The following is a 25336-nucleotide window of genomic DNA, read 5'->3' on the forward strand; positions in this document are numbered from 1 at the left end:
TGCCATGACCACATTCGTTCTTCTTCACGGCGGCGGCATGGGCGGCTGGACCTGGAAATACGTCCGGGAGATTCTCGAAGCGCAAGGGCACAAGGTCTACACACCGACCTTTACCGGCTTTGGCGAGCGCAGCCATCTCATCGGCCGCGATGTGGGCAACGAGACCCACGTGCGCGACATCGTCAACGTCTTCAAATTCGAAGATCTGCATGACGTCGTGCTGGTAGCGCACAGCTATGCAGGCACCGTGGCGCCGGGTATCATAGCAGAGGTGGGCGACCGCATCGCCAGCATCATCTACCTCGACGCCATTATCGCCCATTCGGGCGAGCGCATCGCCTCGCTGATGGGTTATGTACCCGAGGAACAAGTCGCACAGCTCGATGCATTGCTTGAAGCCGGCGAGGGACCGATCGGTTCGGGCGTCGACGAGATGCAGCGTGCGGCTGCCAAGGAGCATCCGCACCTCATGGATCCCGCACGGGAAAAGTGGCTGCTCGACAACCTTTCTGACCAGCCAATGAAGGCGACAGCGGGCGCCATCGCCAAGGGCAGCGAAACCATCGCAAGACCGGTGGACTATATCGCCGCCGCCGTGACCGTAATGACGGCGATGCACGAGCGCGCGCGCGCGCTCGGCTGGAACATTCACGAACATCCCGGCGACCATGCTCTGCTGGTGGGCGATCCCGAAGGCACCACCGGCCTGATCCTTAAAATCGCCGGATTGAAGGTAGACGCATGAACCCCGCAGAACTGTTCTCGGTGAAGGACCGCATCGCCGTCGTGACGGGCGGCTCCGGCGGCATTGGGCGCCATATAGCGACCGGCTTCGCGGCCGCCGGCGCCAAGGTCTATATCTGCGCGCGGACCGAGGCCAAAGTGCTCGATGCCGCCCGGGAAATCAGCACCTCGACCGGGGGTCAATGCATCGGGCTAACCGCTGATGTCTCATCCCTGGAGGGAGTGGACGCTCTCGTCGCCCGCGTGAGTGAAGCCGAGAATGCGCTTCATATCCTGGTCAACAATGCCGGTGCGATGGCCGAGGCGCCTATCGACGATTACAGCGAGCAGGACTGGGACCAGGTCATGGATCTCAACCTGAAGGCACCGTTCTTCCTGCTTCAGAAATTTCTCCCTCTACTGCGCGCCGGCGGGACAAAGGAACGGCCGGCATCCCTCATCAACATCGGCTCGGTAGGCGCTCTCAAGGTCGGTCCCAAGGAGAACTACGCCTACCAGGCATCCAAAGGTGCGATCCACTGGCTGGCGAAGGGTCTCGCCAAACGACTGGGCCGCGATAACATCACGGCCAATGTCATCGCGCCCGGCTTCTTCGAGACGGAGATGACCGTCATCACGTCCGACGAGATGAGAAAAATGGTCGAAGGCATGGTGCCGCGCGGGCGCACCGGTACTGCGGAAGACCTGGCGGGCGCTGCCATCTATCTGGCCTCTCGCGCCGGAGCCTACGTGACAGGATCGGTCATTCCGGTCGAAGGTGGATTGTCGATCTGATATGACTCAGCCCCATTTCATCGCCATCGGCGGCACCATGCGCGCCATGTCATCGACCGAACGCGCCCTGCGTAAAGCGCTAGCAATCGCGCAGGAGCGCGGCGCACGCACTACCATCCTTTCGGGCGAAGACATCAATTTCCCCCCGTATGCACCGGAAAATCAGGAGCGCTCCGACGCAGCACGGCGTTATATTGAACTGCTTCGGACCGCCGATGGCATCATCATCGGTTCGCCGGGCTATCACGGTGCGATATCGGGCTTCGTCAAGAACGCGCTCGATTATGTCGAGGATACGAACCGGGACAGTCGCTGCTACTTCGACGGCCTGCCGGTCGGCGCAATCGCCACGGCTGCTGGCTGGCAGGCTGCGGTTGGAACGCTCCAGCAGCTTCGCAGCATAACCCATGCCCTGCGCGGTTGGCCCACACCTCTCGGGGTTGCGATCAACACGGTCGGAACCGAGGGCGATCCCATCGAACAGGCGCCCGTCACCAGCCAGCTTACCATGATGGTAGACCAGATGTTTCGCTTCCACGCAGGGCCGACCCTATAGGACGATAGGTTCTGAGCGCACCGGATGGGTGCCAATTGGGGGCGCAAGAGAACAGGAAGTACAATGGATTTTTCGCTCACCGACGAGCAGCAGGCCTTCCGTGACGTGGTGCGCCGCTGGGTCGACGCAGAAGCCCCGAAGGACTGGATGCGCACGCTCGAAGCCGACGAGGAAAACTACCCTTACGCGCTTTGGGACAAGCTGGCAGAGCAAGGCTTTTTCGGCATCGGCATCCCGGAAGAATATGACGGGCTGGGCGGCGACGTCATGATGCAGATGATCTTCGCCCGCGAGTTTGCCCGCACGGCAGGGGGGCTGCTCTGGGTGTGGGGCCTTACCTCGTTCGGAGGCGCCAAGACGATCGGTGCGGTGGGAACCGAAGAGCAGAAGAACCGCTGGCTGAGGCCGATGGCCCAGGGCAAGCTTCGCGTCTCGCTGTCGATGACCGAACCCGATGGCGGAACCGATGTCCTGGGCGCGATGAAGACTTACGCGGACAAGGTCGAGGGTGGCTGGAAGCTGAAGGGGGCCAAGATGTGGACGACGGCCGCCAAGGCGGCTGACCGGCTTCTTGTCCTCGCGCGGACGGATCGCAATGTCGAAAAGAAGCATCACGGCCTCACGATGTTCTTCGTCGATGCCAAATCTCCCGGCATTACCTGCTCGCTACTGCCCAAGCTTGGCATGCGGGCGATGGGTTCGTGCGAAGTCCATTACGACGATGTCTTCGTCCCGGATGAGGACGTGCTCGGGGAACCGGGGCAGGCGTGGTACGCAATGCTGCCGACGCTCAACAACGAGCGTATCATGGTCGGCGCGCAGTGCCTCGGTGCGATAGACGGCGTACTTGAAGACGCGCTTGACTACATGAAGCAGCGCAAGGCGTTCGGGGGCATCATCGGCCGCTTTCAGATCCTTCAACACTACGTCGCGGATATCGCCACCTGGCAAAAAACGACCGAATTGCTGCTCAACAACGTCGCATGGATGCAAGCCAACGGCATGCCCTGCGGTGTCGAGGCGAACATGCTCAAGATGGTCGCCACTGAAAATGCAGTAAAAGCGGCCGATCTAGGCATCCAGATCCTGGGCGGCATGGGCTATTCCGCAGAGACGGACATGCAACGCTACTGGCGGGATCATCGGATCCTGAGAATGACGCCAATCAGCAACGAGATGGTTCGCAACACGATTGCCGAAAGCCTCGGGCTGCCCCGCTCTTTCTGAAGGAAATGGTCATGAGCGATCTCGACGATCTGCCCCCTGCCCCAGACGCTGCCGGCACCTCTCTTGACGGCAGCGCGATCTTCACGATCAGTGCCGAGGAAAACGCTGCGCTGTGCCGTTCGACCGGCATCGAGCCGGCGCCTGACGGCACTGCGCATCCGATCTACTACTACATCGCGACCCAGGTCGCGATGGGCAAGACGGTGGCCGGCGTATGCGAGGCCTGCGAATTCGACGTCGAGGACGGTCCGATGATGGGCTCGAGCGGCGTAACGTTCGACGCCCCTCTGAAGGTGGGCGAAAGCTACAGGGTCACCGGCGAAATCCTCGATCTCGTCCGCAAGCGCAGCCGCAAGCTCGGCGTCATGGACGTACTGACCTACCGGCTCCGTTTGCACCTGCTGGACGGCACCAAAGTGCTTGAAACCGACAACGTGTGGGTACTGCCCCGCAAGGAGTTTGCGGCATGACATACGACGTTGGAGACGAACTGCCTTCCTTCACCATCGAACGCGTCAGCTCCGATGCAATGAAGCAGTGGGCGGTCTTTCTCGCGGATCCCAATCCGATCCATCTCGACGTCGAAGTCGTGAAGGCGAAGGGCCTGGGCAACCGCGTCATCAACCAGGGGCCAATCAACGTGGCCTACATGATGAACATGCTCATGCGTGCCTTCCCCAAAGGCCGGATTTCGAAGATGGATTCGCGCTTTCTGGACAATGTCTATGGCGAGGATCGCGCTGTCGTCACCGGCAAGGTCACGGCGATCGATGGAAGCACGGTCACTTGCGAATTCAAGCTCGACGTGGACGGGCGCGGTACCGTCAATTCCGGCACAGCAACAATAGAAATCTGAAGATTCTCCAGGAGAGAGATTATGCCTAGCGGACCTTTTGCCCACGTTTGCATGGTCGTACGCGACCTCGACACCGCCATCGAGAACTGGACCAAGATCCTGCGCGTTCTCGACCCTGCATCGCTGGAAGAGCGTATCGTCAAGTACGACGAATTCTCGAGCGGTGCGGATGCAGGCATGCGGTGGGCCACTTTCGTCAACAATGGCGGAACGGAAATCCAGTTCATCCAGCCCTCTCCGGGAACGCCAATGGGCGACCGCCTCGAAAAGGTCGGCGAGCACGTGCATCACTTCTGCTTTGCTACGGACGACGTACCGGACGCGATGGAGAAGTTGGCCGCAGAAGGCATTCAGGTGCTTGGCGGCGGCAAGACCTACAACGACCCGGACATGACCTGGCAGAAATGGAGCTGGGTGGGCCCGAAAAGCACCCATGGCTGCCTTATCGAGGTCGCCTCGCCCTACGAGAGCAGGAACGACGGCAAGTGGCACCATGCGCCGGGCAAGTTCGCGTACCGCGGGCCAGGCGAACATCCTTCCTTTGCAGAACTGGTACCCCCGGTCGCGGCAGCGTGATCGGCAGACTTGCGCATGATCACCGCTTCCCAAACTACGTGGCCCGGTGACCATCTCGACATGGTAGCCGATGCCTTCGGCGACCCTGTTGCTCCTGCAGTGTGCTTCTTCCATGGCGGCGGCCAAAGCCGGCGCTCATGGACGCGTTCGGCACGGCGGACAGCGGAGGCCGGCTACTATGCACTTACGTTCGATTTGCGCGGGCATGGCGAGAGCGGCTGGGCGGCCGATGGCGACTATGAGCTGGAAGCCTACGGGCGCGATGTGGAAGCCATCGTCACCCGTCTCTCCAGGCCCGTTGCGCTGGTCGGCGCATCGCGAGGCGGCCAATCGGCACTGGTCGGCGGTTCGCGTCATCCCGATCTCGTCAGGCTCATCATGCTGGCGGACGTGGCGCCGCTGATCGTCGATGACGGCGTGGATGGCATTCGCGATTTCTTTCGCAGCAGCGACGCCGGCTTTGCGACGCTGGATGACGCAGCCGATGCTCTGCATCGCCATTTGGGCCAACCGCGCGTTGCCAATGTATCCGGGCTGGCCAAGTCGATGCGGAAGCAAGACGGCCGGCTGTTCTGGCATTGGGATCCGCGCACAACCGCACCCGAATTCCTGCATCCGCCTTCCGAACGCGCATCCCTGTTCGCAGCGGCCGGCAGGGTGAAATCACCCGTCGTGCTGGTGAAGGCGCAGCTCAGCGAACTTGTCTCGGACGAGAGCGTTCGCCATTTCAAAAGCCTCACACCGCAATTGGAGGTCGAAATCGCCGAGGGTGTCGGTCACATGTTCACCGGCGACCAGAACGATGCCTTCGCAGTTCGACTGCTGCGCCATCTGGCCGAGCATCTGCCTTTATGAACCGGGGAGCCGCAATAGTCATTGGCGGAACCGGCGGCCTCGGAAGCGAGATATGCAGGCAGCTTGCCTCTGACTGGAACGGAGTCGCCATTGGATATCGTTCCAGCCAGGAGCGAGCCCTCGCAGTCGCCAAAACAATGGGCGGAAACGGCGGCACCCTCGCGGTCCGCTGCGACCTTTCTGACAATGCTTCGATCCAGGAGGCCATGCGCAGCACCGTGGAGCGGTTCGGAGCAATCGGGACCGTCGTTTACGCCAGCGGCGTCGAAATTCCGCAGCCATTCGTCAGTCAGATCGTCGAACAGCAATGGCGCGAAGTCATCGAGATCGAACTGATGGGTTTCACCCGCGTGGTTGCCCATGCCCTGCCGCACTTCCGGACGCAGGGCTTCGGCAATTTCGTCGCGGTCGTATCGGTTGCCAATTACTGCTTCCCCCCTGGCGATGCGCTTTCATCGGTTCCCAAAGCCGGTATCGAGGCTCTTTGCCGGGCTGTTGCGAAAGAAGAAGGGCGATACGGCATCAGGGCGAACATGGTCGCACCAGGCATCATCGACGCAGGGCTTGGCGCCGAATTTCTTTCAACTCTCTACACACCGGACATCTGGGAATCCCAGCGCAAGCGGATCGCGCTCCAGAGCTTTGGCAGCGCAGGCGATATCGCCAACGCCGTGGCCTTCCTTGCGTCAGCGCGTGCAGGTTACGTGACGGGTCAGACCCTCATCGTCGACGGTGGCTTCAGCCTCTGAAACAGGATAGCAACCGTGTCCAAATTAACGCTGTCGATACCCGTTGCACCCGCGATCGAATTCGCGCAGCCACTCACGGTTGCCGCTACGCTGGCCCTGCCCGAAACCGTGCCTTCAGATGCTCTCGACCTGCTCGTCTGCCTACATGGCGCATCGTACAGTCGCTGGTACTGGGATGCATGGATTGACGGTCACCCCGGCTACAGCTTCATCGATTACTTCCTCTCCCAGGGAAAGGCCGTCCTCACCCTCGACGCACTGGGAATGGGGGATAGTTCCAAGCCACTCGATGAAGGACTGCTAAATCCCCTGCTCGGCGCGCAGGCGCACCATCAGGCGCTTGCAAACATCCTGTGCCGGATCGACGCTGGAGATTTCGGCGCCGAACTTGCAGCGAAGCGCAAACGGATCAGCGGCATCGGTCACTCCATGGGCGGAATGCTCACGATCATTCAGCAGGCCTCGTTTCGCAGCTTCGATCAGGTTGCGATCCTTGGGTTCACCAATATCAGCCTCGATCTGCCGGACGAAGTGCGTGCAGATCTCGAAAAGCGGGTCGAAGGCAGTGGTTACAGTCAAGCGGATCGGGGTTCGATGCGCGCGAGTTTCCACGCCCCTGACGTGCCTGAAGCCGTCATTGCCGCCGACGATTCCCGCGCCTCGGTCACGCCCAACAGCTACGGCCGCCTGGCGATAGTGCCCGGCGGCGTGGCGGATGAGGCAGCCGCGATCGATGTTCCCGTCTATCTGCATTTCGGGGACATTGACGTCAGTCCGGATCCGCTTCTTGAGCCGTCGTTCTACGGCAAGTCGCGCCGTATCAGCCTGATGCCGCTCGCTGGTTCTGCGCATTGCCATAACTTCGCCTCGACGCGCAGCGACAGCTGGGCGAAACTCAACGGCTGGATCGATGAGATGGCCAAGACGGGCGAATGAGACGCCAGCCGCTACTGGGAAACTCTCAGCGTTAAGGACGCCGATACCCCGAGGCACCCGAGAGCCCCACGTCAAACCCTTGGCGAGCTATGCCGCAAGTCCCGCTCTAAGATTGGGCCTTTTCACACCCCGACCGCCCGACAACGCAGGCGGCCGGGGCGTGCTCGATCACTTGTAGGGGTCGACTGGCTGAGGCACATCGATCACTTCGAGGTCCTTCAGCATCGAGAGCACGTCGGAGATCGAATAGATGTGGTCGATCTTGTCGCCGCGGAAACGCAGCCAGGAGAACCACAGGACGTTGAGTTCGTTTCCTGTCGGCTGAACACCCATGTAGGGACCGCCAGTGTGCTTGCCGTAGTGATGGCAGAGCACGCAGACCTCATCGTCGCCGCGACCCCATGCCTTCAAAGTCCGGTAAGTGCTGGGCGGGAACGTCTTGTAGAGGCCCTGCGGCGAGGTCTTCCAGATATGGTAGGTGCCAAGATCCGGCCGGTTCGGATTGTCATACGTCATGGTGTCGGTGTTGAAGAAGGCATCCATGCCGTCCCAATCGCCCCGATTGATGACTTCGTGCAGGTCCATCCATTGCGTGACCATGAAAGCCTGCCGCTCAGTCAGTCCGGCTGTGATTTCGGCCCGCTTCTCCTTGGACAGGACGAAATCGGCTTCAGTGAACGGGGCCAGGCCCATCAGTATTCTCCTTGCTTGATATCTGGCCCGCCCATCGCGCAGGCCGTAGCCCGTCATCCCGATCCCCGCACCTGCTGCCACCTACCCAACGAAAGGCGGCCAGGACGAACGCCCGTGCGATCGCACCATATCGAACGGAGGAGAGGCCATGACCCTGAGCATGCAGGAAATGTCCGACAGGTTTGAACTGCAGGACCTGATCGTGGGATATTGTTATGCCGTGGACAATCGCGATTGGGACGCGCTTGACGAGTTCTTCACGCAAGACGCGCTGATAGACTATTCAGAAATGGTGGGCGTGCGCGGCGGACTGACCGAGATCAAGCAATTCCTCGTGGAGGGGCTATCTCCCATTCTCGCCTACCAGCACGCAGTGTCGACCACAAAATACGCTATCGATGGCGATACCGCCCGGACCAAGACGGTATGCTACAATCCGATGACCGTCTCGCAGGGGCAATCGAGCGACACGCTCGTATTTGGCCTCTGGTATATTCACGATTTTATCCGGACCGAGCAGGGCTGGAAGATCAGCCGCCTTTACGAACAGAAATGCTACCGGATCAATGTCCCGGACTGGCTGGCTGAACAACTGCCGTCCTGAGTTCGCGCTCACTTTCCATCCTGAGACCCAAGGCGGTGACATGCGACGCCTATTCAATCATGCTTTCCTGGTGCTGCTGGGCGCAACAGGCGGTACCCTGACAGTCCTTGGCGCCCAGCTCGCCTTGCTGGGTGGATCGCCCTGGTATGTGCTGAGCGGCCTTGTCATGCTTGTCTGCGCAGTTCTGGGATGGCGGAGGGAAGCAAAGTCTGCGCTGCTCTATTGGGTATTTCTCTGTGTGAACTTATGCTGGGCGCTGTGGGAGTGCGGCCTCGATGGCTGGGCACTGGCGCCGCGGATCGCAATGCCGACTGTCATGGGTCTCTACATGCTGACAGGTTGGTACCGCCGGCATGTGGGCCAGCAGGCAGCCCTGCCCGGCGGCCGCCTACTTTGGCCTGGCCTCGCGGTAATCGGGATAGCCGGGATCGGGGCGGCGTTCTGGGCTGACCGCACACCTGCTGCCACAAGCACAGCTTGGGGACCGGCACCAGCAGCTTCGGAAGAAGGTGACTGGATTGCCTACGGCAACGACCGCGGAGGCTCGCGCTATTCACCGCTTGGTCAGATCACACCAGCAAACGTCGGCAATCTGAAACCCGTCTGGAGTTACCATACGGGCAAACTGACAAGCGGCAAGCAGGGCACGGCCTTTCAAACCAATCCCCTCAAGATCGGTGATCGCTTGTTCATTTGCGCGGGCAACAATGATGTAATCGCACTCGACCCTGAAACCGGCCGCCAGCTCTGGCGCCACTCGCCAAGGACAAACCTCGAAGGCGTTTACGGCCTTGTATGCCGCGGCGTGACATATTACCGCGTGCCCGGCGCGACGGGCACCTGCTCAGAACGTATCTATACCGCTACGCTGGATGCTCGGCTTTTGGCGCTCGATGCTGCCACGGGACAGTCCTGCGGCGCCTTCGGACAGAACGGCCAGGTGGATCTCACCAAGGGCCTTGGGTCCGTCGAAAAGGGCTATTACTTCGTCACTTCGCCCCCGGCGCTGGTTCGCGGACGGCTGGTCGTCGGCGGCTGGATCATCGACGGTCAGCGAACGCAGGAGCCTTCGGGCGTCATCCGCGCGTTCGATGCTGTTTCGGGCGAGTTTTCGTGGGCATTCGATATTGGCCGCCCGGACGATCACGGTTCACCGGAACCAGGCGCGACATTCACAAGAGGCACGCCGAATAGCTGGGCTCCGATGAGTTCCGATGAAGCTCTGGGGCTCGTCTATGTGCCAACCGGAAACGCAACGCCTGACTACTTCGGCGGCCACCGCACGGCGCTGGACGATCGCTACTCCAGCGCTGTTGTCGCACTTGACGCCCAGACAGGAGCAGTCCGCTGGTCGTTCCAGACGACACATCACGATCTTTGGGATTACGATGTTGCGGCGCAGCCTACTCTCTTCGACCTGCCCGGCGGCATCCATGGACTTGTACAACCCACAAAACGTGGGCAGATCTTCGTCCTGGACCGCATGACGGGTAAACCCCTACTGCCTGTAATGGAACGCGCTGTTCCCCGCGGAGCGGTCGCCGGTGAGCGACTATCTCCCACCCAGCCCTTTTCCGCCGCGATGCCAAGTTTCGGCGGCCCGGCTCCCACGGAAAAGAGCATGTGGGGGCTCACGCCGATCGATCAGGCATTGTGCCGCATCCGCTTTCGGCAAGCCCGTTTCGAAGGCGAAATGACACCCCTCTCGACAGACCGCTTCACGATTACGTGGCCTGGCTACCTTGGGGGGATCGACTGGGGCGGTGTCTCCGTCGATGTGAGACGCGGCCTCATGATCGTCAACAACAACCAGGTCGCCAACTACAACCGCCTCATTTCCCGAGCGGAGGCGGACCGGCGCGGCATCAAGCCGATGAATGCAGCGCACATGAGCAATGTGGGAGGTCCAGCGGCTCAACAGGGCGTGCCTTACGCCGCGCAAATCGCACCCTTTCTTTCGCCGCTCGCGATCCCGTGTCAGCAGCCGCCCTATGGCAGCATCAACGCCGTCGATCTCAGAACCGGCAAGCTGGTATGGTCCCGTACCTTGGGCTCATCGCGCGACAGCGGGCCGCTGGCTCTGCCTTCGCTCGTACCGATACCTATGGGGGTGCCGAACATTGGCGGGTCTCTAACGACTTCGAGCGGCCTCACCTTCATCGGCGCGACTCAGGAGCACGTATTTCGCGCCCTTGCGACGGAAAGTGGGCAGGTGTTGTGGAAAGCACGGTTGCCAGCCGGCGGCAATGCATCGCCGACCACGTATTGGTCCCGGCCCAGCGGACGCCAATTTGTCGTCATCGCGGCCGGCGGCCATGCAGCCATGCTGTCTGGAACGAGTGACGAATTGATCGCCTATGCTCTGCCGACGAAATGATGGGCCAGATAAATCGTAAAAAATAGGGGCGTGTCCCCGCAAGCTCCTATCCTTGGACGGGCAAGTCGCCCCGATTACGCACTATCGTCGCAAGTAACAAAAACGGGAGGATGGAGCATGCCGACATCAGGCAGCCTGACGAGAACATCGCCTGTCGCGGCCGATGACGAGCGCGCAATCCGCAATCTGCTGCTGCGCTACGCGACCGGCATCGATACCCGGGACTGGCCCTTGTTTCGCTCCTGCTTCGCGAATGACTGCGAAGTGGATTACGGCAGCTTCGGTCAATGGCGCGGACCGCGCGAGATCACCGAGTACATGGAATCCGCGCATCGCAATCTAGGCGCGACGCTTCACCGCATAACCAATATCGTGGTCGAGAGCCGCAATAGCGAGATTCTGGCCCGCAGTTATGTGGACGCTGTGCTGACCGACCCGGCACCGGGAGGCAGCGCGACCAGAGCGGCCGGATTCTATGACGACTGCCTGATCCGCACGGCAGAAGGCTGGCGGATATCCCGCCGGAAATTCACGATGGTCAGAGCGGGTTTTTGATGGCGACGAACCGGCAGGTCAGGTTGCGCTCTCGTCCGGCAGGCATTGCCCAGGCCGAGCATTTCGAAATCCGCAGCGCTCCGGTGGACCGTCCCGGTCCGGGCCAGATACTTGTACAAAATCACTATCTCTCGGTCGAGCCCGCCATGCGCGGCTGGATCGCCGACGTCGGTAACTACGGAGACCAGGTGGCCCTGGGCTCGGTCATGCGCAGCCTCGCCTCAGGCCGTATCATCGAATCGAACCACGAACATTTCCAAGTTGGCGAATACGTCGCAGGATGGTTCGGGTGGCAGGATTTCGCTTGCGTAGCGGCCGATCAAATCCTTCAGAAGACCAGCGAAAAAGAACTTCGCGCATCGCTTGGCATTTTGGGAATAAACGGCGTCACGGCCTATCTGGCCCTCACGCTTGTCGGGCAGCCGCGCGCCGGTGAAACCGTGCTGGTATCCACGGCCGCAGGCGCGGTTGGGTCCGCCGCGGGCCAGATTGCCAATATCCTTGGATGCCGCACGGTGGGTATTGCCGGGGGAGCAGACAAAGTGCGGCGCTGTGTCGAGGAGTTTGGATTCGAGGCTGCGATCGACTACCGCGGCCAGGACGTGGCCGCCACTTTGAGCCGCGTCGCGCCCCAGGGGATCCACGTCTATTTCGACAACGTCGCCGGCCCGATCAGCGACGCGGTAATGCCCCACCTCGCGCTCGGCGGCCGTGTCATCGTCTGCGGAACAGCGTCGCAGGACCGCTGGGCTCCCTGGCCCGATGGTCCGCGCGTGGAACGCCACCTTCTGGTCAAGCGGGCACGAATGGAAGGCTTCGTCGTCTTCGATCACATGGCCCGTTACGCCGCCGCAGTTGCGCAGCTGCGCGAGTGGACCGAGCAGGGCCGCCTGACGTGGCGCGAGGAAATACTCGACGGGATTGAGAGCTGTCCGGATGCCCTTGCGGGCCTTTACCGTGGGGAAAACCACGGCAAGCGGTTGATCCGGCTGAAAGAGACAGGAGCGCACGAGTGACGGTAATGAACGCCCTTGAAGGTAAGGTCGCCATTATAACCGGGGCATCGTCGGGGATAGGCGCGGCCACTGCGCGAGCGCTCGCCGAGGCGGGCGCGAGGACAGTGCTGGTCGCCCGCCGCGCCGAACGCCTTGCCTCACTGGCGGGCGAACTTGGCGAGCATGCCTGTGTCCATTCAGCCGACATGGCGGATCCCGACGCCGCTCGGGCTTTGCACGACTTCGTTCTGGCTAAGTTCGGGCGAGCCGACATTCTGGTCAATAATGCGGGCATTCTTCATGCGGCACCGATCGACGATTTCGATCTCGACCAGTTGCGACCGATGATGGCGCTCAATTACGAAGCGGTCGTTCGCACCAGTACTCTGTTTGCACGGACAATGAAATCGGCAGCCAGAGGCCAGATCATCAATATTTCGAGCATCGGCGCCAACATCGTTGCACCTGGTGTCGGTGTCTACGGCGGCCTGAAGCGAGCACTGGAGGGGTTCACCGATTGTTTGCGGGTCGAATTGGCCGGCACTGGAGTGAAAGTCGGTATCGTTTCGCCGGGCACGACCAGCACGGAAATATTCGAGGACATGAAGTCACGCGGACAGCCGGCCTGGGACAGTTTCATACCGCCGATGCAACCTGAGGATGTTGCGGATGCCGTGCGGTACATGGCGGCTCAGCCCGAGCGCACCAACCTCGCCCGGATTCAAGTGTTTGCCGCCTGTGACACGCATTAAGCGTTAATCCAGCGACCCGTAAGCTTCCAGCCGGAAGGGATTGACGCTCTCTCCCTTCCGCATCTTGCAAACCCACTGCGGGTCCATCAGTAGCGCCCTTCCCACCCCCACCAGATCAAACTCACCCTTCGCCAAGCGCTCCGCCACAAGCGAAAGATTGTTGGTCATCACGGTCGGCTGGGCGAACGACGATTGCAAATCGCGCGAGAGGCCGACGCCGCCCACCGCTATCGTTGGCCGGCCCGTAAGCCGTTTTACCCATCCCGCCAAGCTGAGATCGGAGCCGTCGAATGCGGGCGCCGAGAACACCCGGGTGCTGACGTCAAATAGGTCCACGCCCGCCTCGACAATCGGTGTCAGCAAGGATTCGAGCTCATCCGGGGTTTGCGCATTTCGCGCATCGTAATCCTGCAATTTCCACTGCGAGTACCGGAACATGATCGGAAAATCGGGCGCCGTCGCGGCCCTCACTGCCCGGACCAACTCTGCCGCAAGCCTGGCGCGGTCTGGGAGTGCGCCTCCCCACCGGTCCGTTCGCAGGTTTGTCTCTCCCCAGAGAAAGCTGTCGATCAGGTAGCCATGTGCACCGTGGAGGGCGATGCCATCGAAGCCTGCGGCTCTCGCATTTGCCGCGCTTCGTGCGAACCCGGCGATGATGTCGGCGATTTCGTTCTCTGTCAGCGGCGCGGTAGGCTCGCGAACCTGTTCGAGATATTCCGGGGGCACCATCGCCTTGTCGAGTGGGCCCCAGATGCCTGAGGGGCGCGCAGACGGCGCGTCGGGATGATAGCCGGTTCCCGGGACTCGGATGACGCCTTGGTGCCATAGCTGGGGAATGATCTTTCCCCCGGCCTCATGGACCCCGTCCACGACCGCGCGCCACCGCGCAAGCGCGGCCTCGCCATGCATGATCGGCGAGGCTCCGCCCCCCATTGTCTCCCTGCCGACGGCAGCAGGATGATCCACCCCGATGCCTTCCGTGACGATCAGACCTACTTCCGCTTCGGCACGGCGGCGGTAGTAGTCCGCCACACCCGCTGACGGAATCCCGTCAGGCGAGAAATTTCGCGTCATCGGCGCCATTACGAAGCGGTTGGGCAGCGCTAGCGGCCCGACTTCACATGGCCTGAAAAGAATTTCGGTGCCGCTTGCCATAGTGCCGTGGTTTCCCGTCCTGCCTGATTTCTGACACTGCTGCCTCTAGCCGCTCCGTCCTGAGACCTTCCCGGCGACAGGTTCGCCCAGAGGGCGAATCAGGATTCTTGTACCACCGACCGAGCCCTTATCAGGCGTCGACCACTGCGAGCGCGGCCTGCGGACATGCTTCGGCGCCTTCGCGTGCCAGCTCTTCCAGGCCGTCCGGCACGATTTCGTCGTCCACGTATACGATGCCGTTGGCGTCGAGTTTGTACACCGCGGGGCAGATCTCGGCGCAGACGCCGTATCCGCAGCATGCGGCCTTATCGATCACGACTTTCAGCTTCTGACTCATAGTCCTCTCCTTTTTTCGGATTATTACAGCTTGAACAGATTTCGTTCAATATGTATAACGCGATCAAACACGGATTTTCCAAGGAGAGGAAGATGCTGCACCACCCTGGGTTGACACTCAGCGACGGGACGACGCTCGACAATCTCATCGACCGCGAGATGAACGAAGTGTCGCTGCGTGTGATGAACGACAAGGAATTGTACGAGCTGGAGATGGAGCGCATCTTCGCGCGAACCTGGCTCCTGCTGGGCCATGAGTCCGAGATTCCCAAGGCCGGCGACTACGTCATGCGCGATATGGCCGAGGACAATGTCATCGTCTCGCGCGACCGTAGCGGCGAAATTCACGTCATGCTCAACGTGTGTCCGCATCGCGGAATGAAGGTCTGCACTGCCGAGGCGGGCAATGCCCATGCCCACCGCTGCATCTACCATGGCTGGGCCTTCCGACCCGATGGCAGCTTTATCGGCGCCCCGATCGAAAAGGAACAGATGCACGGCAACAAGCGCCAGAAGGAAGAACTCGGGCTCAAGAAGGCCCGCGTCCATCTGTACGGCGGCCTCATCTTCGCAACGTGGAACGAGGATCTTTCGTTCGACGATTACCTCGGCGACGCGAAGTTCTATCTCGATCAGCTGTTCTGCCGTACCGATAACGGCCTTGAAATGCTCGGCCCGCCGCAGCGCTTCGTGCTGCCCTGCAATTGGAAGATCCCTGGCGAACAGTCGGGATCCGACGGCTTCCATACTCTGACGCTGCACCGCTCGCTTATGGAAGGCGGGATCATGGGCGGTACTGCCGAATCGATCTACGATACGGCGCCCGGCATGTACGGTGTCGATATCTCGGTTCCGCAAGGCCATACCCTGCGCTGTCTGGAAGCGGCCCAAACCTTCAAGATGTTTGCGGATGTCAGTTTTGAAGGGAAGTCGACCGAAGAGCGCCTTCATCTACTTTCGCCGCCCGGCATCACCAAGGACCTGATCCCTCAGCTCTTCAAGAATCTGACGGAAGATCAGGTCAACCAGTTAGCGACGATCCCCCCGCAAGTCGGCGGCATGTTCCCCAACGTGCTGATCGCATTCATCTTTGCGCCTCGCACCGATGGCGGCGCGTCAGGCGCGCTGTCGCTGCACACCTATGTTCCCAAGGGGCCGGACAGGGTCGAATTCGTGAACTTCATTTTCGCGGAGAAGGACGCACCTGAGGACGTAAAGCGCGATATGTTGCAGAACGCCATCTGGTCGACCGGCACCTCCGGAACGATCGAGCAGGACGACGCCGATACCTGGCCGCAGATCATGCGCAATGCACGCGGCCACATGAGCAAGACCATCACGCTCAAGTACCAGGCGCTTCACGGCCACGAGCGGCCGGAAGGCTGGGTGGGAGGCGGCGATCTCTATCCCGGCTTCACCAAGGACGACACGCAGTGGGCCTGGTGGATGGCTTACTACAATCTGATGGCCGAAGCCTGAGACTGGGAGGATCACGACATGGTGAACTACGCCACGGCCGCAATCGACAAGACTGGAGTGATGCGCGGTCTTGTTTCCACCAAGCGGGTACCGCTCGGTTCGGAGGTCTACAACCGCATTCTGGAAACGCTCTATGACGAAGCGGCTGCGCTCGACGAGCGGCGCTTCGACGACTGGGTCGCCTTCCTTGCGGAGGATTTGATCTATACGGCACCGCTGCGTCTCACGCGAAATGGCCCCAACAAGGACCGTGACGTCGTACGGACGATGAAGCATTTCGACGAGAATTACGGGTCGATCCTCATGCGCACTGGTCGTCTCTCGAAGAGCGCCTGGGCAGAAGACCCGCCCTCGCGCACGCGGCGGTTCGTCACTAATGTGCGGATCGCCGAGAGCGATAAGACCGGCGAATATGAAGTGGTCAGCTACCTCTTCGTCGAGCGCAGCCGCTTCGACAATCCGGAGAACGAGACGCTTACCGCCGAGCGCCGGGACGTCTGGCGTCTTGTGGATGGCAACTACAAGCTGTCCGTAAGGGAGATCATTGTCGACCAATCCACGCTGGGAATGTCCAATCTTGCGATCTTCCTCTGATCGGACGGGCACGGTGACGTCATCCCCGCACATCGTCGTCATCGGGAGCGGCCTCGCCGGCTACGGCGTCCTGCGGGAGCTACGCAAGCTCGCGCCGCACGCCCGGTTGACCCTGGTGACGCAGGACGATGGCCACTTCTATTCCAAACCGGCGCTGTCCACCGCACTGGCCAAGGGCAAAATGCCCGACGCCCTGATTACCACGCCGGGTGAGAAAATGGCGGCTCAGCTCCGAATTGATCTGCGCGCAGGACGCCTCGTCGAGGCCATAGATCGGCAGGACAAGGCTGTACTGACAACTGGCGGGCCGATCTTCTACGACAAACTGATCCTCGCGCTTGGAGCAGATCCTGTGCGGCCGCCGATCGATGGCGACGCGGCCCACCGGGCTCTTGCGGTCAACAATCTCGACAATTACCGCGAGTTTCGCGAGCGGCTGCCCGCTGGCGGGCGAGTGCTGGTCATGGGCGGCGGACTTGTCGGAACTGAGTTTGCGAACGATCTTTCTGCCGCAGGCTATTTTCCGGTAGTCGTGGACATGCTGCTCCATCCTTTGGCTCAGCTGGTACCCAGCGGGGTCGGTGATCGAATCCGTGATGCGCTGGCTACCAAGGGCGTCGAATGGCACCTAGGCAGCAAGATCACGGCCATCCACAAGTCTCCAAGCGGGGTTCGCGCGCAGCTCGACAGCGGCATGGTCATTGAAGCCGTTGCGGTGCTTTCAGCGGTGGGTCTTCGCCCTCATGTCGCGCTGGCATGTGAGGCGGGGCTGGAGACCGGCCGGGGCATTACTGTCGACCAGACCGGGCGGACCTCCGATCCCGACATCTACGCTATCGGCGACTGCGCGGAATATCCGCAAGGCCTCGCAGCCTATGTAACACCGATCATGTCGGCAGCGCGCGCCATCGCTCCCAGTGCGCTCGGAACACCTACCAATATCCACTTTCCGCCGCTCTCGGTGCAGGTCAAGACCACAGCCTACCCGGTGGTGCTGCTTCCGGCTCCGATCGGCGTTGCCGGGCGGTGGGAGGAAGCGGCCAACGACGAGCGGGGGCTCAAGTACCTGTTCCGCGACAACGACAAGAACGTGCGGGGCTACGTTTTTACGCAGGACTATTGCCAGGAACGCATGGAAATGGACCGGGCGCTGGGCGAACAATTTGCAGGAGAAGCTGCTTGACTGGGTTGGTTCAGGGCAAGATCGCGATCGTCACGGGCGGGGCAAAAGGGCTGGGCTACGGCATCAGCCGCTGTCTGGCGCGTGAGGGCGCCGATATCCTCATTACCGGGCGCGACGGCGCGGCGGCGGAAGCGGTTGCGGCCGAGATAAGCCAGGAGTTCGGAACCCGCGCCATGGGCCTTTCGGCGGACATGGGAATCAAGGACGACGTCGAAGGCATGATCGAGCGGGTCGTCTCCGAGTTCGGAGGCCTCGACATCCTGATCAACAATGCCTCGCAGCTGTCTGCCAACGTGTTGCTGGAACAGAAGACCGATGAGATGCTCCAGCGCACTCTCGAGATCGGTACCTGGGGAACCTGGTGGGCCATGCGTGCCGCCTTCCCGCACATGAAGGCACGCGGCGGCGGCTCGATCGTCAATTTCTACTCGATCGACGCCCAGACGGGTGCATGGCTTCATGCCGACTACAACATGAACAAGGGGGCGATCCTGGGCCTGACCCGCACCGCTGCGGTTGAATGGGGCCGGTTCAACATCAGGACCAATGCGATCGCACCGACAGGGATGGGCCAGGTGTTCGCGCAGCTGGCAGAGGACGTGCCCGGCTTCCTTGAAATGGCAACAGCAAGTAATCCGCTCAAGCGCGCGGGCGATCCCGAGAAGGACATCGGACCGGTCGTGCTCTTCCTCGCTTCGGAAATGTCGCGTTTCGTCAATGGCGAGCTGATCAATGTCGATGGCGGTCAGCATCTGCCCGGCTATGTAAGCGTTCCGCACAACCTTGCCGAAATGGAAGCCCAAACATGAAACTGACGCCGCACACCGACTGGAGCGAAGTCGTCGCCACCGACAGCACGGGCAGCGTCCAGAAGATCATGGACGGTACACTGCGCGCGATCGCAACAATCGGCACGCGGCGACTGTCGATGAGTGACATCAGCGAAAGCAGCGGGGTGTCGCGCGGGACCCTCTATCGTCATTTCGCGTCCAAGGAAGAAGTGCTCGCGGCAGTCAGCGAATACATCTGCAGCAGTTTCGAAAAGGGCATTGTCGAGGCTGGCGAAGGCATTCCCGATCCGATCGAGCGGTTCCGTGCCGTCATGAAATTCTTCGGCCGTTTTACGATCGAGCGGTCGCCGGAACGGATCTTCGAAGTCGAACCTGCCTTTCACCTGAGTTTCCTGCGCAGCCATTTCGGCCGTCACAAGGCCGCCGTGCAACGCGCTCTCGAACCCGTGCTCGACTATTTCGAAGGACTGACCGGAAATACCATAGACCGGGACACATTCTGCGACACGCTCGTTCGCCTGCAGCTTAGCACGCTGATCATTCCGGCCACTGGTGAGTGGCTGGAACTCTGGAACGGTTCTCCCGATCGGCTGCACGAAATCGCAATGCAAATCGCCGGCCACCAAGCCGAAAATACGAGAGGATGATTTCATGGCAACAGTAGCAAAGCTCGAATCAGACACGCAATCCGGTTTCGCCGACAAGGCGGTGGCCAACGGCCTAGTGGAAAAGGCGCGCAGCCTGCGCGAATTCCTGCAAAAGGAAGCGCCTGAAGGGGAAAAGCGGCGCAGCCCAACCCCGGCCGTCGATCAAATGCTCAAGACGGAAGGTTTCCTGCGGCTTCTGCTGCCTCAACGCCTCGGCGGCTTCGGACTCTCGACCACCGACTTTTGCCGCGTCCAGATGGAAATCGCCAAGGGCGACCCCGCGGTCAGCTGGGTGATGCAGATCATCAACGGCACCAGCTGGATCACCAGTCTCGCGCCCGACGGTGTCCAGGACACGATTTTTGGCGAGGGCCCGCAGACCGTGTGCGGCGCCTACAACCCGCCGGGCAAGGCGCGCAAGGTGGACGGCGGCTGGATCATCAACGGTAAATGGCCCTACATGTCCGGCTCCCGCCAGTCGAAGTGGGCGCAACAGGGCGTGGTGCTTGAAGGCTACGACGGGCCGGTCGTTCCGGGCATCAGCATGTGTTATCTGCCGATGGACAGCATGACTATTGAGGACACCTGGTTCGTTTCGGGCATGCAGGGAACCGGGTCGGACACGGCGATAGCAAAGGACGTGTTCATTCCCGATGACCAGATGGTATTGATGGACGAACGCGCGGGCCAGATCGATCGGACCAAGCGTCATTTCGGCGCGCCTTCAGACCTCCTTCCTGCCGTTCCGGTGGTTCGCACGACCGGCATTGCCCAGCTCATTGGCGCAGTCGAGGGCATGCTGGAGATCGTTACGGCAGAATCGCCGAAGAAGCCCGTACTGACGACGACGATTTCGCCGCGCACCAATTCCGGTGCCTACATGCGCGACCTTGGTGAAGCGGCCGCCATGATCGACACGGCCAAGTTGATCCTGTTCAACCTCACAGCCAAGCTCGACCGAGTTGCGCAGGGTGAGGAGTTCACCCTCGCCGAGAAGGCAAAGCAGCGCTCCGGCGGTGCCCAGATGGTCGAACTCGTTCACAGTGCAAGTGAATCGCTGATGTTCCAGGCGGGTTCTTCCGGTTTTGCGCTGGACAAGCCGATCAACCGCTACTGGCGCGATATTTCGATGGCTCTCCGCCACATCCAGAATATCCCGACCATCGGCTACGAAATCTATGGCCGGAACCTTGCCGGAGCCGATCCGATCTCTCCGCCGGGTGCCTATTGATCCAAAATGCCGGGGCGATCGCGTGTTAGGCAGGCGATCGCCCCAGTGGCAGCATCCACAGCCCATTTAGAGAGGGACGGCCCATGGATGCTGCGCAGGGGTAGCAACAGAGACAACGAACGGCGATATCGTGACCGAGGCGAGCATCGGCTCTCTACCAGCTTACGTCGATCCCACAGCCCGGATCTTCGGCGACGTCATGCTGGAACAGGATTGCAGTCTGTGGCCTTACGCGGTCGTTCGGAGCGAGAGAGGTCATGTGCGCATCGGAAAATGCGCAAGTGTGCAAGATCACGCCATGATCCACATCGGCTGGAATGACCCGACCATCATCGGCGACTACTGTACAGTTGGACATCGTGCAGTCCTGCACGGATGCACGTTGGAGCCCGGCTGCCTCATCGGCATCGGTGCCACGATCATGGAGCGCTGCGTCATAGGCCACGGCTCGATTGTTGCTGCTCACAGCTTCTTGCCCGCCGGCACCATTATTCCGCCAAATTCCCTGGTAATGGGCACGCCCGGCCGAGTGACGCGCGTTCTTGACAAGCTGCACGGCAACATCATCGATGCGCTCCTCTATCGCGAGAACGCCCGCGCCTATGCGACCGGAAACCACCGCGTCTGGGAGATCGCGGAGATGGCGCTTCTGGCCGAAGAGGCCGAAGCTATCCTCGCACGCGAACATCGCCAATGGATCGAGCGTGGAATTCCCGGTTCCTACTCCACTGACGAGGAATGAGGATGACTGGCGCAACCACGCTCGAACACGACACGATGCTGAACCTCCTGTTTCGGGAAGCCCGCACGCATAACACCTGGCAAGATCGTCCGCTCAGCACGGAGACCATTCGGAACCTCTACGAACTCGCGAAGTGGGGCCCGACGACCGCGAACAGCAATCCGGCCCGATTTGTCTTCATCCGCTCGGCCGATGCCAAGGTCCGGCTCTTGCCTCACGTCAACGCCGGCAACCGAGACAAGGTCATGCAAGCTCCCTGCACTGTGATCGTAGCGGGTGACACACGGTTCTATGAATTCTACGGCAAGCTGTTTCCCGCAAGGGACATGCGGGCGACGTTTGAAGGCAATGACGCACTCGTCGCGCAGACTGTCGCCCGTTCCTCGACATTGCAAGGCGCCTATCTCATCATGGCCGCCCGCGCCCTGGGTCTCGATTGCGGTCCTATGTCGGGCTTCGATGCGGCCAGCCTCGATTCCGAATTCTTCCCGGATGGCCGCTGGAAAAGCAATTTCCTGTGCAACATCGGTCACGGCGATCCGGCAGGACTCCATCCCCGCAATCCCCGGCTGGACTTCGACGAAGCCTGCGTCGACCTTTAGGCTCGAAAGCCGTTTCCAAGGCGCTCTCCTGTCAGAAAGCAGCGACTGTCCTGGAAACGGCTCCGTCGCACCCTCACCAGACCAGCGGCAATTCCACTGGCTGGATCATGCCCAGATGACAACGCACCCGATGACCGGGCGCAAGGCGGAATTCCGGAATCCGCGCCAGGAACTCTTCCATCGCGATCCGCAATTCGCGGCGAGCCAGGTGCATGCCGACGCAGGTATGTATGCCGAAGCCGAAGCCGACGTGCCTCGGCCGCCGGTCCAACTTTACCTCGCAGGGATTTTCGAACTCGTCGGGGTCCCGCCCGGCGAGCGTTGTCGACATGGCGACCTTATCTCCCGGCCTGAACTGCACACCGCCTATCACCGCTTCCTTCTTGCAGGTACGAAACGTGGTGACCGCCCCGTATGCCCGCATCAATTCGTCGATGGCATGCGGGATCTGTGAAGGGTCGGCTCTCAAAATTGCCTGGTCTTCAACGTGTGTGCCGAGGTGGCGAAATTGTAGGCCCATGTTCGTGGAGACAGTGTCGAGCCCGCCGATAAATAGGTTGAACATGAAGCCGAGCAGTTCGTCCTGCGTCAGAGGACGTCCCTCTATCTCGCCCCGCACGCCGAATGAAATGAGATCGTCGCGCGGATTTGCGCGCCTGTCGGCAATCTCGCCGGCCAGATAGTCAAGCACACTGCGCGTGGCATCCGCGATCTTGGACAAATCGTGGTTATGCAAGAGGTTCATTTCCCATTCCATGAATTCGCTGACCCGGTCGAGCGGCAAACCCATCAGTTCCATGAAGACCTTGATCGGGAATTCGAATGCGAACTCGCCCATGAATTCGCACTGCCCGCGCTTGGCGAAGGTCTCGATGTACTCCACCGCATAGTGCCGAATCCTGTCTTCCAGCGCCGCCATGGCCTTGGGCGTGAAGGCCGGGTTCACCATCTGACGGAATGGGCCATGCGCCGGAGGGTCGAGTTCCGCCGGCGAATTGATCCACGCTCCACCGACCAGCTTCGAGAAAGGCGAAAAGTCGGTGGAAGAAAAGTGCTCTGTATCGAGATAGATTTCGCGAAGATGCGCCATGCGGCGTGGCACCCATGCTCCCGTTCCTCCGGGATAGGCATGGGCCGCGTAAATGATTTCGGGTCCGTCATGGATCCTCATGGCCAGATCGTCGAACGGATCTTTGTCCGTCGTCGTTCCGAAAATGAATGGAAAGTCCCGGCTCACCAAGGCTGGCGGCACGTGATCGGGGATCGGCTGCTCCGGAAACATCATCACTCCCACACTCCCTGTCGTTTGTCCCGCCCCATTTCCGGGGCCGGTCATTCCTGCACCTGTCGCTTAGAAGGATCGGGGCAACCCGAGGCTCTCGGCGATGCCATTTCGCACCATCTCGTTGGTGATCGGGCCGATCCGCCAGAGCCGGCTGTCCCGCCAGTATCGCTGCATGTCGGTCTCTGCGGAGTAGCCCATGCCGCCCAGGATCTGGATGCCGAGATCTGCGGCCGCGTTGGCATTCTCTGACGCGATGAGTTTCAGCATGTTCGCCTCAACGCCAACGTCTTCGCCTCGGCTCTGCTTGTCGGCGCAGAAATGCAGCATGAGTTCTGTGGTCTTCTGCATCGTGGCGATATCCGCCACATAGTGCTGCAGGCTCTGGAAACGGCCGATGATCCCGCCGAATGCCTTGCGCTGCTGCATGTAGGCGACAGCGTCTTCCAGTACGCCGTCGATGACGCCCAGGCAGAACGCGCCGACCATGATCCGCTCGTTGTTGAGCGTGGGCAGCAACATGTACCAGGCCTTGTCCGGCTCGCCGAGCACTTGTTCGTCTGCGACGAAAGCATCCTCGAAATGGATCGAGCAGCTCCCCATCGATCGCATGCCGAGCTTGGCGAGCGGGGTTATCGTCACTCCGGCAGTCTTGGCGGGAACCCAAAAAAGAGTCAGTCCCTGATGCTTTTTCTCCGGATTCCTGTCACTTCGTGCAATCACCAGAAGATAGTCGGCGACATGCGCAGATGAGGACCAGGTTTTCTCGCCGTTGAGCTTCCAGCCGCCATCGACGCGTTCCGCCGTTGTCGTCATCGCGCCAAGCAGGTCGGTACCGCCCCCCGGTTCCGTGAATGCGATGGCGGCCTTGAGCTGACCGGAAGCGATCAACGGCAGATACTTCTCCTTCTGCTCGGCAGATCCGTAGAGACCGATCGACTTCCCCCCAGCAAAACTGGTGATCCCCCAGATCCATGCCAGTCCACCCAGGGAACGCGCCAGTTCGCGGGCCAGCAGCATCTGCATCACCACGTCGCCGCCCTGCCCGCCGTATTCCTCGGGAATGCCGACGCCGTGAAAGCCCGCCTCAGTCAGCTTGTCCCAAAGGGCATAGGGGTAGGCATGCTCGTCCTTCTCGAGCGCTCGCGCCCACTCCTTGGGCACCTCGTTTTCGACCCAGCGATGCACGGTGTCGCGAAAGGAACGGTATTCGTCCTCGAGTTCGAAATCCATCTCAGGTATCTCTTTCGTATAGTGATATTTTCTGATTTTCAGCAACATTGTCGGACAGCTCGCACCCCTGTTCGGCCAGCGCGATCAGGCGAGTGGCGATGCGGTCGACACCAGCGAGCACTGCGGAGCGGTCGTTCGCCAGGAAGGCGGCAAGGATCGCTTCATGCTGGGAAAGCCCGAGAGGGCAAATCGTTTGAAGACCGTGCAGCAGGACAAACCTTGCAATCAGGGCTCTGCGGTCGAGCGTTGAGCGCAGCAGCTCCTGGTTGCTTGACGCCGCGATGAAGATCGTATGGAAATCCAGCCCAGCAGTGAGGGCGCCTGCGGAATCATCGCTCGCCAAACACGCTCGGTAGCGCGCAAGTGCGTGTTCGAGTTGAGCTACCTGCCCTGCGCCAACATGTGGCATGCCCCATATGTATCCAAGCCGCCACAGCTCGGACTGAACGCGAAGCAGGTCCCGCATGCTGCGAAAGTCAATGCGCGCAACCCGTTTCAGGCGGTGCACTTCAATCTCGACCAGCCCTTCGGCCTCTAGCGTGCCAAGTGCCTCGCGAACGGGCGTCGCGCTGACGTCCAGATGCGCCGCCAAACTCGTTTCGCGCAGCAGCGTACCGGGGGGCAAGGCTCCTGAAACGATGCTGCTGCGAAGGCGCTCAAGAACGGCCTGGCGGCGGGTCGGCGGCGTACTGACCGGCTCCGTGCCGAACAGGCTCGGGCCGGAAGGCACGTCTGGCGAAGGGAGGCGGCGATGCAATTCCATATTCTATAGAATTGCGGAGCCCCTGCATCTTCGCGCCTTTCCAAGGATA

The 25336-nt window shown here is 61.0% G+C and carries 29 protein-coding genes; 23 read left to right on the forward strand and 6 right to left on the reverse strand.

Going from position 1 to position 25336, the window contains the following annotated elements; genetic code table 11:
• The first annotated feature begins 4 nt into the window (after positions 1–4).
• From WBP06_RS25675 to WBP06_RS25720, 10 genes are all read left to right on the forward strand, one after another.
• Entirely contained in the window at positions 5–745 is a 741-nt protein-coding gene (locus WBP06_RS25675) for an alpha/beta fold hydrolase (protein ID WP_395335249.1), read from the forward strand.
• Positions 742–1518, forward strand: a complete 777-nt coding sequence (locus tag WBP06_RS25680) for an SDR family oxidoreductase (RefSeq protein WP_133085042.1) — start codon at positions 742–744, stop codon at positions 1516–1518. Before WBP06_RS25675 ends, WBP06_RS25680 begins: the two co-directional genes overlap by 4 nt.
• A gap of 1 nt (position 1519) precedes the next feature.
• Complete coding sequence (locus tag WBP06_RS25685) at positions 1520–2074, forward strand: NADPH-dependent FMN reductase (RefSeq protein ID WP_133085041.1); 555 nt, start codon at positions 1520–1522, stop codon at positions 2072–2074.
• 63 nt (positions 2075–2137) lie between these two features.
• Positions 2138–3301, forward strand: a complete 1164-nt coding sequence (locus WBP06_RS25690; RefSeq protein WP_395335252.1) for an acyl-CoA dehydrogenase family protein — start codon at positions 2138–2140, stop codon at positions 3299–3301.
• A gap of 11 nt (positions 3302–3312) precedes the next feature.
• A complete protein-coding gene (locus tag WBP06_RS25695; protein WP_395335254.1) occupies positions 3313–3771 on the forward strand; it encodes a hypothetical protein in 459 nt (152 codons plus the stop codon).
• Positions 3768–4157, forward strand: a complete 390-nt coding sequence (locus WBP06_RS25700; RefSeq protein WP_395335256.1) for a MaoC family dehydratase — start codon at positions 3768–3770, stop codon at positions 4155–4157. The genes WBP06_RS25695 and WBP06_RS25700 overlap by 4 nt, the downstream gene beginning before the upstream one ends.
• Before the next feature lie 21 nt (positions 4158–4178).
• The gene (locus WBP06_RS25705; RefSeq protein ID WP_395335258.1) at positions 4179–4733 is read left to right on the forward strand and encodes a VOC family protein; all 555 of its coding nucleotides are present in this window, start codon (positions 4179–4181) and stop codon (positions 4731–4733) included.
• 15 nt (positions 4734–4748) lie between these two features.
• A complete protein-coding gene (locus WBP06_RS25710) occupies positions 4749–5588 on the forward strand; it encodes an alpha/beta fold hydrolase (RefSeq protein WP_133085037.1) in 840 nt (279 codons plus the stop codon).
• A complete protein-coding gene (locus WBP06_RS25715; protein ID WP_395335261.1) occupies positions 5585–6337 on the forward strand; it encodes an SDR family NAD(P)-dependent oxidoreductase in 753 nt (250 codons plus the stop codon). Before WBP06_RS25710 ends, WBP06_RS25715 begins: the two co-directional genes overlap by 4 nt.
• A gap of 15 nt (positions 6338–6352) precedes the next feature.
• Complete coding sequence (locus WBP06_RS25720) at positions 6353–7273, forward strand: alpha/beta fold hydrolase (RefSeq protein ID WP_159831191.1); 921 nt, start codon at positions 6353–6355, stop codon at positions 7271–7273.
• 168 nt (positions 7274–7441) lie between these two features.
• Here the strand turns inward: WBP06_RS25720 and WBP06_RS25725 are convergent, their stop codons facing one another.
• The gene (locus tag WBP06_RS25725) at positions 7442–7966 is read right to left on the reverse strand and encodes an ester cyclase (protein ID WP_133085034.1); all 525 of its coding nucleotides are present in this window, start codon (positions 7964–7966) and stop codon (positions 7442–7444) included.
• Positions 7967–8114: 148 nt separating this feature from the next.
• On the opposite strand from WBP06_RS25725, the gene WBP06_RS25730 reads away from it, so the two are divergent.
• From WBP06_RS25730 to WBP06_RS25750, 5 genes are all read left to right on the forward strand, one after another.
• Positions 8115–8570: a nuclear transport factor 2 family protein gene (locus WBP06_RS25730; RefSeq protein WP_395335265.1), complete on the forward strand. Its 456-nt coding sequence runs from the start codon at positions 8115–8117 to the stop codon at positions 8568–8570.
• Between the two features lie 40 nt (positions 8571–8610).
• Positions 8611–10947, forward strand: coding sequence for a membrane-bound PQQ-dependent dehydrogenase, glucose/quinate/shikimate family (locus WBP06_RS25735; protein ID WP_133085032.1), 2337 nt, complete (start codon positions 8611–8613; stop codon positions 10945–10947).
• Between the two features lie 117 nt (positions 10948–11064).
• Entirely contained in the window at positions 11065–11502 is a 438-nt protein-coding gene (locus tag WBP06_RS25740; RefSeq protein ID WP_133085031.1) for a nuclear transport factor 2 family protein, read from the forward strand.
• Positions 11502–12518, forward strand: coding sequence for an NADP-dependent oxidoreductase (locus tag WBP06_RS25745; protein ID WP_236549403.1), 1017 nt, complete (start codon positions 11502–11504; stop codon positions 12516–12518). Before WBP06_RS25740 ends, WBP06_RS25745 begins: the two co-directional genes overlap by 1 nt.
• Before the next feature lie 5 nt (positions 12519–12523).
• Complete coding sequence (locus tag WBP06_RS25750; protein WP_133085029.1) at positions 12524–13249, forward strand: SDR family oxidoreductase; 726 nt, start codon at positions 12524–12526, stop codon at positions 13247–13249.
• Between the two features lie 3 nt (positions 13250–13252).
• Here the strand turns inward: WBP06_RS25750 and WBP06_RS25755 are convergent, their stop codons facing one another.
• Together WBP06_RS25755 and WBP06_RS25760 are read right to left on the reverse strand one after the other, a co-directional pair.
• Complete coding sequence (locus WBP06_RS25755) at positions 13253–14404, reverse strand: NADH:flavin oxidoreductase (RefSeq protein ID WP_395335270.1); 1152 nt, start codon at positions 14402–14404, stop codon at positions 13253–13255.
• A gap of 130 nt (positions 14405–14534) precedes the next feature.
• Positions 14535–14741, reverse strand: a complete 207-nt coding sequence (locus WBP06_RS25760; protein WP_133085027.1) for a ferredoxin — start codon at positions 14739–14741, stop codon at positions 14535–14537.
• Between the two features lie 92 nt (positions 14742–14833).
• Here WBP06_RS25760 and WBP06_RS25765 point away from each other — a divergent pair, with 92 nt between their 5' ends.
• The 8 genes from WBP06_RS25765 (at position 14834) to WBP06_RS25800 (ending at position 22009) form a co-directional block, all read left to right on the forward strand.
• The gene (locus tag WBP06_RS25765) at positions 14834–16219 is read left to right on the forward strand and encodes an aromatic ring-hydroxylating dioxygenase subunit alpha (RefSeq protein ID WP_133085026.1); all 1386 of its coding nucleotides are present in this window, start codon (positions 14834–14836) and stop codon (positions 16217–16219) included.
• A gap of 18 nt (positions 16220–16237) precedes the next feature.
• Positions 16238–16813 (forward strand): aromatic-ring-hydroxylating dioxygenase subunit beta, encoded by a 576-nt coding sequence (locus WBP06_RS25770; RefSeq protein ID WP_395335273.1) that lies wholly within the window; start codon positions 16238–16240, stop codon positions 16811–16813.
• 13 nt (positions 16814–16826) lie between these two features.
• Positions 16827–17996, forward strand: a complete 1170-nt coding sequence (locus tag WBP06_RS25775) for an NAD(P)/FAD-dependent oxidoreductase (RefSeq protein ID WP_395335275.1) — start codon at positions 16827–16829, stop codon at positions 17994–17996.
• On the forward strand, positions 17993–18805 hold the full coding sequence (locus WBP06_RS25780) for an SDR family NAD(P)-dependent oxidoreductase (protein WP_133085023.1): 813 nt from the start codon (positions 17993–17995) through the stop codon (positions 18803–18805). The genes WBP06_RS25775 and WBP06_RS25780 overlap by 4 nt, the downstream gene beginning before the upstream one ends.
• Positions 18802–19434 carry a TetR/AcrR family transcriptional regulator gene (locus WBP06_RS25785; RefSeq protein ID WP_133085022.1) on the forward strand — a complete coding sequence of 211 codons (633 nt, stop codon included), beginning with the start codon at positions 18802–18804 and terminating at the stop codon, positions 19432–19434. Before WBP06_RS25780 ends, WBP06_RS25785 begins: the two co-directional genes overlap by 4 nt.
• Positions 19340–20665 (forward strand): acyl-CoA dehydrogenase family protein, encoded by a 1326-nt coding sequence (locus WBP06_RS25790; RefSeq protein WP_395335278.1) that lies wholly within the window; start codon positions 19340–19342, stop codon positions 20663–20665. The genes WBP06_RS25785 and WBP06_RS25790 overlap by 95 nt, the downstream gene beginning before the upstream one ends.
• Before the next feature lie 130 nt (positions 20666–20795).
• Positions 20796–21407, forward strand: coding sequence for a gamma carbonic anhydrase family protein (locus WBP06_RS25795; RefSeq protein ID WP_395335280.1), 612 nt, complete (start codon positions 20796–20798; stop codon positions 21405–21407).
• A gap of 2 nt (positions 21408–21409) precedes the next feature.
• A complete protein-coding gene (locus WBP06_RS25800; protein WP_395335283.1) occupies positions 21410–22009 on the forward strand; it encodes a malonic semialdehyde reductase in 600 nt (199 codons plus the stop codon).
• 73 nt (positions 22010–22082) lie between these two features.
• On the opposite strand, the gene WBP06_RS25805 is transcribed toward WBP06_RS25800, so the two are convergent.
• The 3 genes from WBP06_RS25805 to WBP06_RS25815 all read right to left on the reverse strand — a co-directional run bounded on the left by WBP06_RS25805 (position 22083) and on the right by WBP06_RS25815 (position 25287).
• Positions 22083–23294 (reverse strand): cytochrome P450, encoded by a 1212-nt coding sequence (locus WBP06_RS25805; RefSeq protein WP_395337583.1) that lies wholly within the window; start codon positions 23292–23294, stop codon positions 22083–22085.
• Between the two features lie 66 nt (positions 23295–23360).
• On the reverse strand, positions 23361–24524 hold the full coding sequence (locus WBP06_RS25810) for an acyl-CoA dehydrogenase family protein (protein WP_133085102.1): 1164 nt from the start codon (positions 24522–24524) through the stop codon (positions 23361–23363).
• Position 24525: 1 nt separating this feature from the next.
• Positions 24526–25287: a GntR family transcriptional regulator gene (locus tag WBP06_RS25815; protein ID WP_395335285.1), complete on the reverse strand. Its 762-nt coding sequence runs from the start codon at positions 25285–25287 to the stop codon at positions 24526–24528.
• Between the last annotated feature and the right edge of the window lie 49 nt (positions 25288–25336).

Origin of the sequence: Novosphingobium mississippiense, from assembly GCF_044029535.1 — a bacterium.
GTDB lineage: Bacteria > Pseudomonadota > Alphaproteobacteria > Sphingomonadales > Sphingomonadaceae > Novosphingobium.

Coding starts and splice junctions, on each gene's coding strand:
- WBP06_RS25675 (WP_395335249.1), top strand. CDS start 5: ATGACCACATTCGTTCTTCTTCACGGCGGCGGCATGGGCGGCTGGACC.
- WBP06_RS25680 (WP_133085042.1), top strand. CDS start 742: ATGAACCCCGCAGAACTGTTCTCGGTGAAGGACCGCATCGCCGTCGTG.
- WBP06_RS25685 (WP_133085041.1), top strand. CDS start 1,520: ATGACTCAGCCCCATTTCATCGCCATCGGCGGCACCATGCGCGCCATG.
- WBP06_RS25690 (WP_395335252.1), top strand. CDS start 2,138: ATGGATTTTTCGCTCACCGACGAGCAGCAGGCCTTCCGTGACGTGGTG.
- WBP06_RS25695 (WP_395335254.1), top strand. CDS start 3,313: ATGAGCGATCTCGACGATCTGCCCCCTGCCCCAGACGCTGCCGGCACC.
- WBP06_RS25700 (WP_395335256.1), top strand. CDS start 3,768: ATGACATACGACGTTGGAGACGAACTGCCTTCCTTCACCATCGAACGC.
- WBP06_RS25705 (WP_395335258.1), top strand. CDS start 4,179: ATGCCTAGCGGACCTTTTGCCCACGTTTGCATGGTCGTACGCGACCTC.
- WBP06_RS25710 (WP_133085037.1), top strand. CDS start 4,749: ATGATCACCGCTTCCCAAACTACGTGGCCCGGTGACCATCTCGACATG.
- WBP06_RS25715 (WP_395335261.1), top strand. CDS start 5,585: ATGAACCGGGGAGCCGCAATAGTCATTGGCGGAACCGGCGGCCTCGGA.
- WBP06_RS25725 (WP_133085034.1), bottom strand. CDS start 7,966: ATGGGCCTGGCCCCGTTCACTGAAGCCGATTTCGTCCTGTCCAAGGAG.
- WBP06_RS25730 (WP_395335265.1), top strand. CDS start 8,115: ATGACCCTGAGCATGCAGGAAATGTCCGACAGGTTTGAACTGCAGGAC.
- WBP06_RS25735 (WP_133085032.1), top strand. CDS start 8,611: ATGCGACGCCTATTCAATCATGCTTTCCTGGTGCTGCTGGGCGCAACA.
- WBP06_RS25740 (WP_133085031.1), top strand. CDS start 11,065: ATGCCGACATCAGGCAGCCTGACGAGAACATCGCCTGTCGCGGCCGAT.
- WBP06_RS25745 (WP_236549403.1), top strand. CDS start 11,502: ATGGCGACGAACCGGCAGGTCAGGTTGCGCTCTCGTCCGGCAGGCATT.
- WBP06_RS25750 (WP_133085029.1), top strand. CDS start 12,524: ATGAACGCCCTTGAAGGTAAGGTCGCCATTATAACCGGGGCATCGTCG.
- WBP06_RS25755 (WP_395335270.1), bottom strand. CDS start 14,404: ATGGCAAGCGGCACCGAAATTCTTTTCAGGCCATGTGAAGTCGGGCCG.
- WBP06_RS25760 (WP_133085027.1), bottom strand. CDS start 14,741: ATGAGTCAGAAGCTGAAAGTCGTGATCGATAAGGCCGCATGCTGCGGA.
- WBP06_RS25765 (WP_133085026.1), top strand. CDS start 14,834: ATGCTGCACCACCCTGGGTTGACACTCAGCGACGGGACGACGCTCGAC.
- WBP06_RS25770 (WP_395335273.1), top strand. CDS start 16,238: ATGGTGAACTACGCCACGGCCGCAATCGACAAGACTGGAGTGATGCGC.
- WBP06_RS25785 (WP_133085022.1), top strand. CDS start 18,802: ATGAAACTGACGCCGCACACCGACTGGAGCGAAGTCGTCGCCACCGAC.
- WBP06_RS25800 (WP_395335283.1), top strand. CDS start 21,410: ATGACTGGCGCAACCACGCTCGAACACGACACGATGCTGAACCTCCTG.
- WBP06_RS25805 (WP_395337583.1), bottom strand. CDS start 23,294: ATGATGTTTCCGGAGCAGCCGATCCCCGATCACGTGCCGCCAGCCTTG.
- WBP06_RS25810 (WP_133085102.1), bottom strand. CDS start 24,524: ATGGATTTCGAACTCGAGGACGAATACCGTTCCTTTCGCGACACCGTG.
- WBP06_RS25815 (WP_395335285.1), bottom strand. CDS start 25,287: ATGGAATTGCATCGCCGCCTCCCTTCGCCAGACGTGCCTTCCGGCCCG.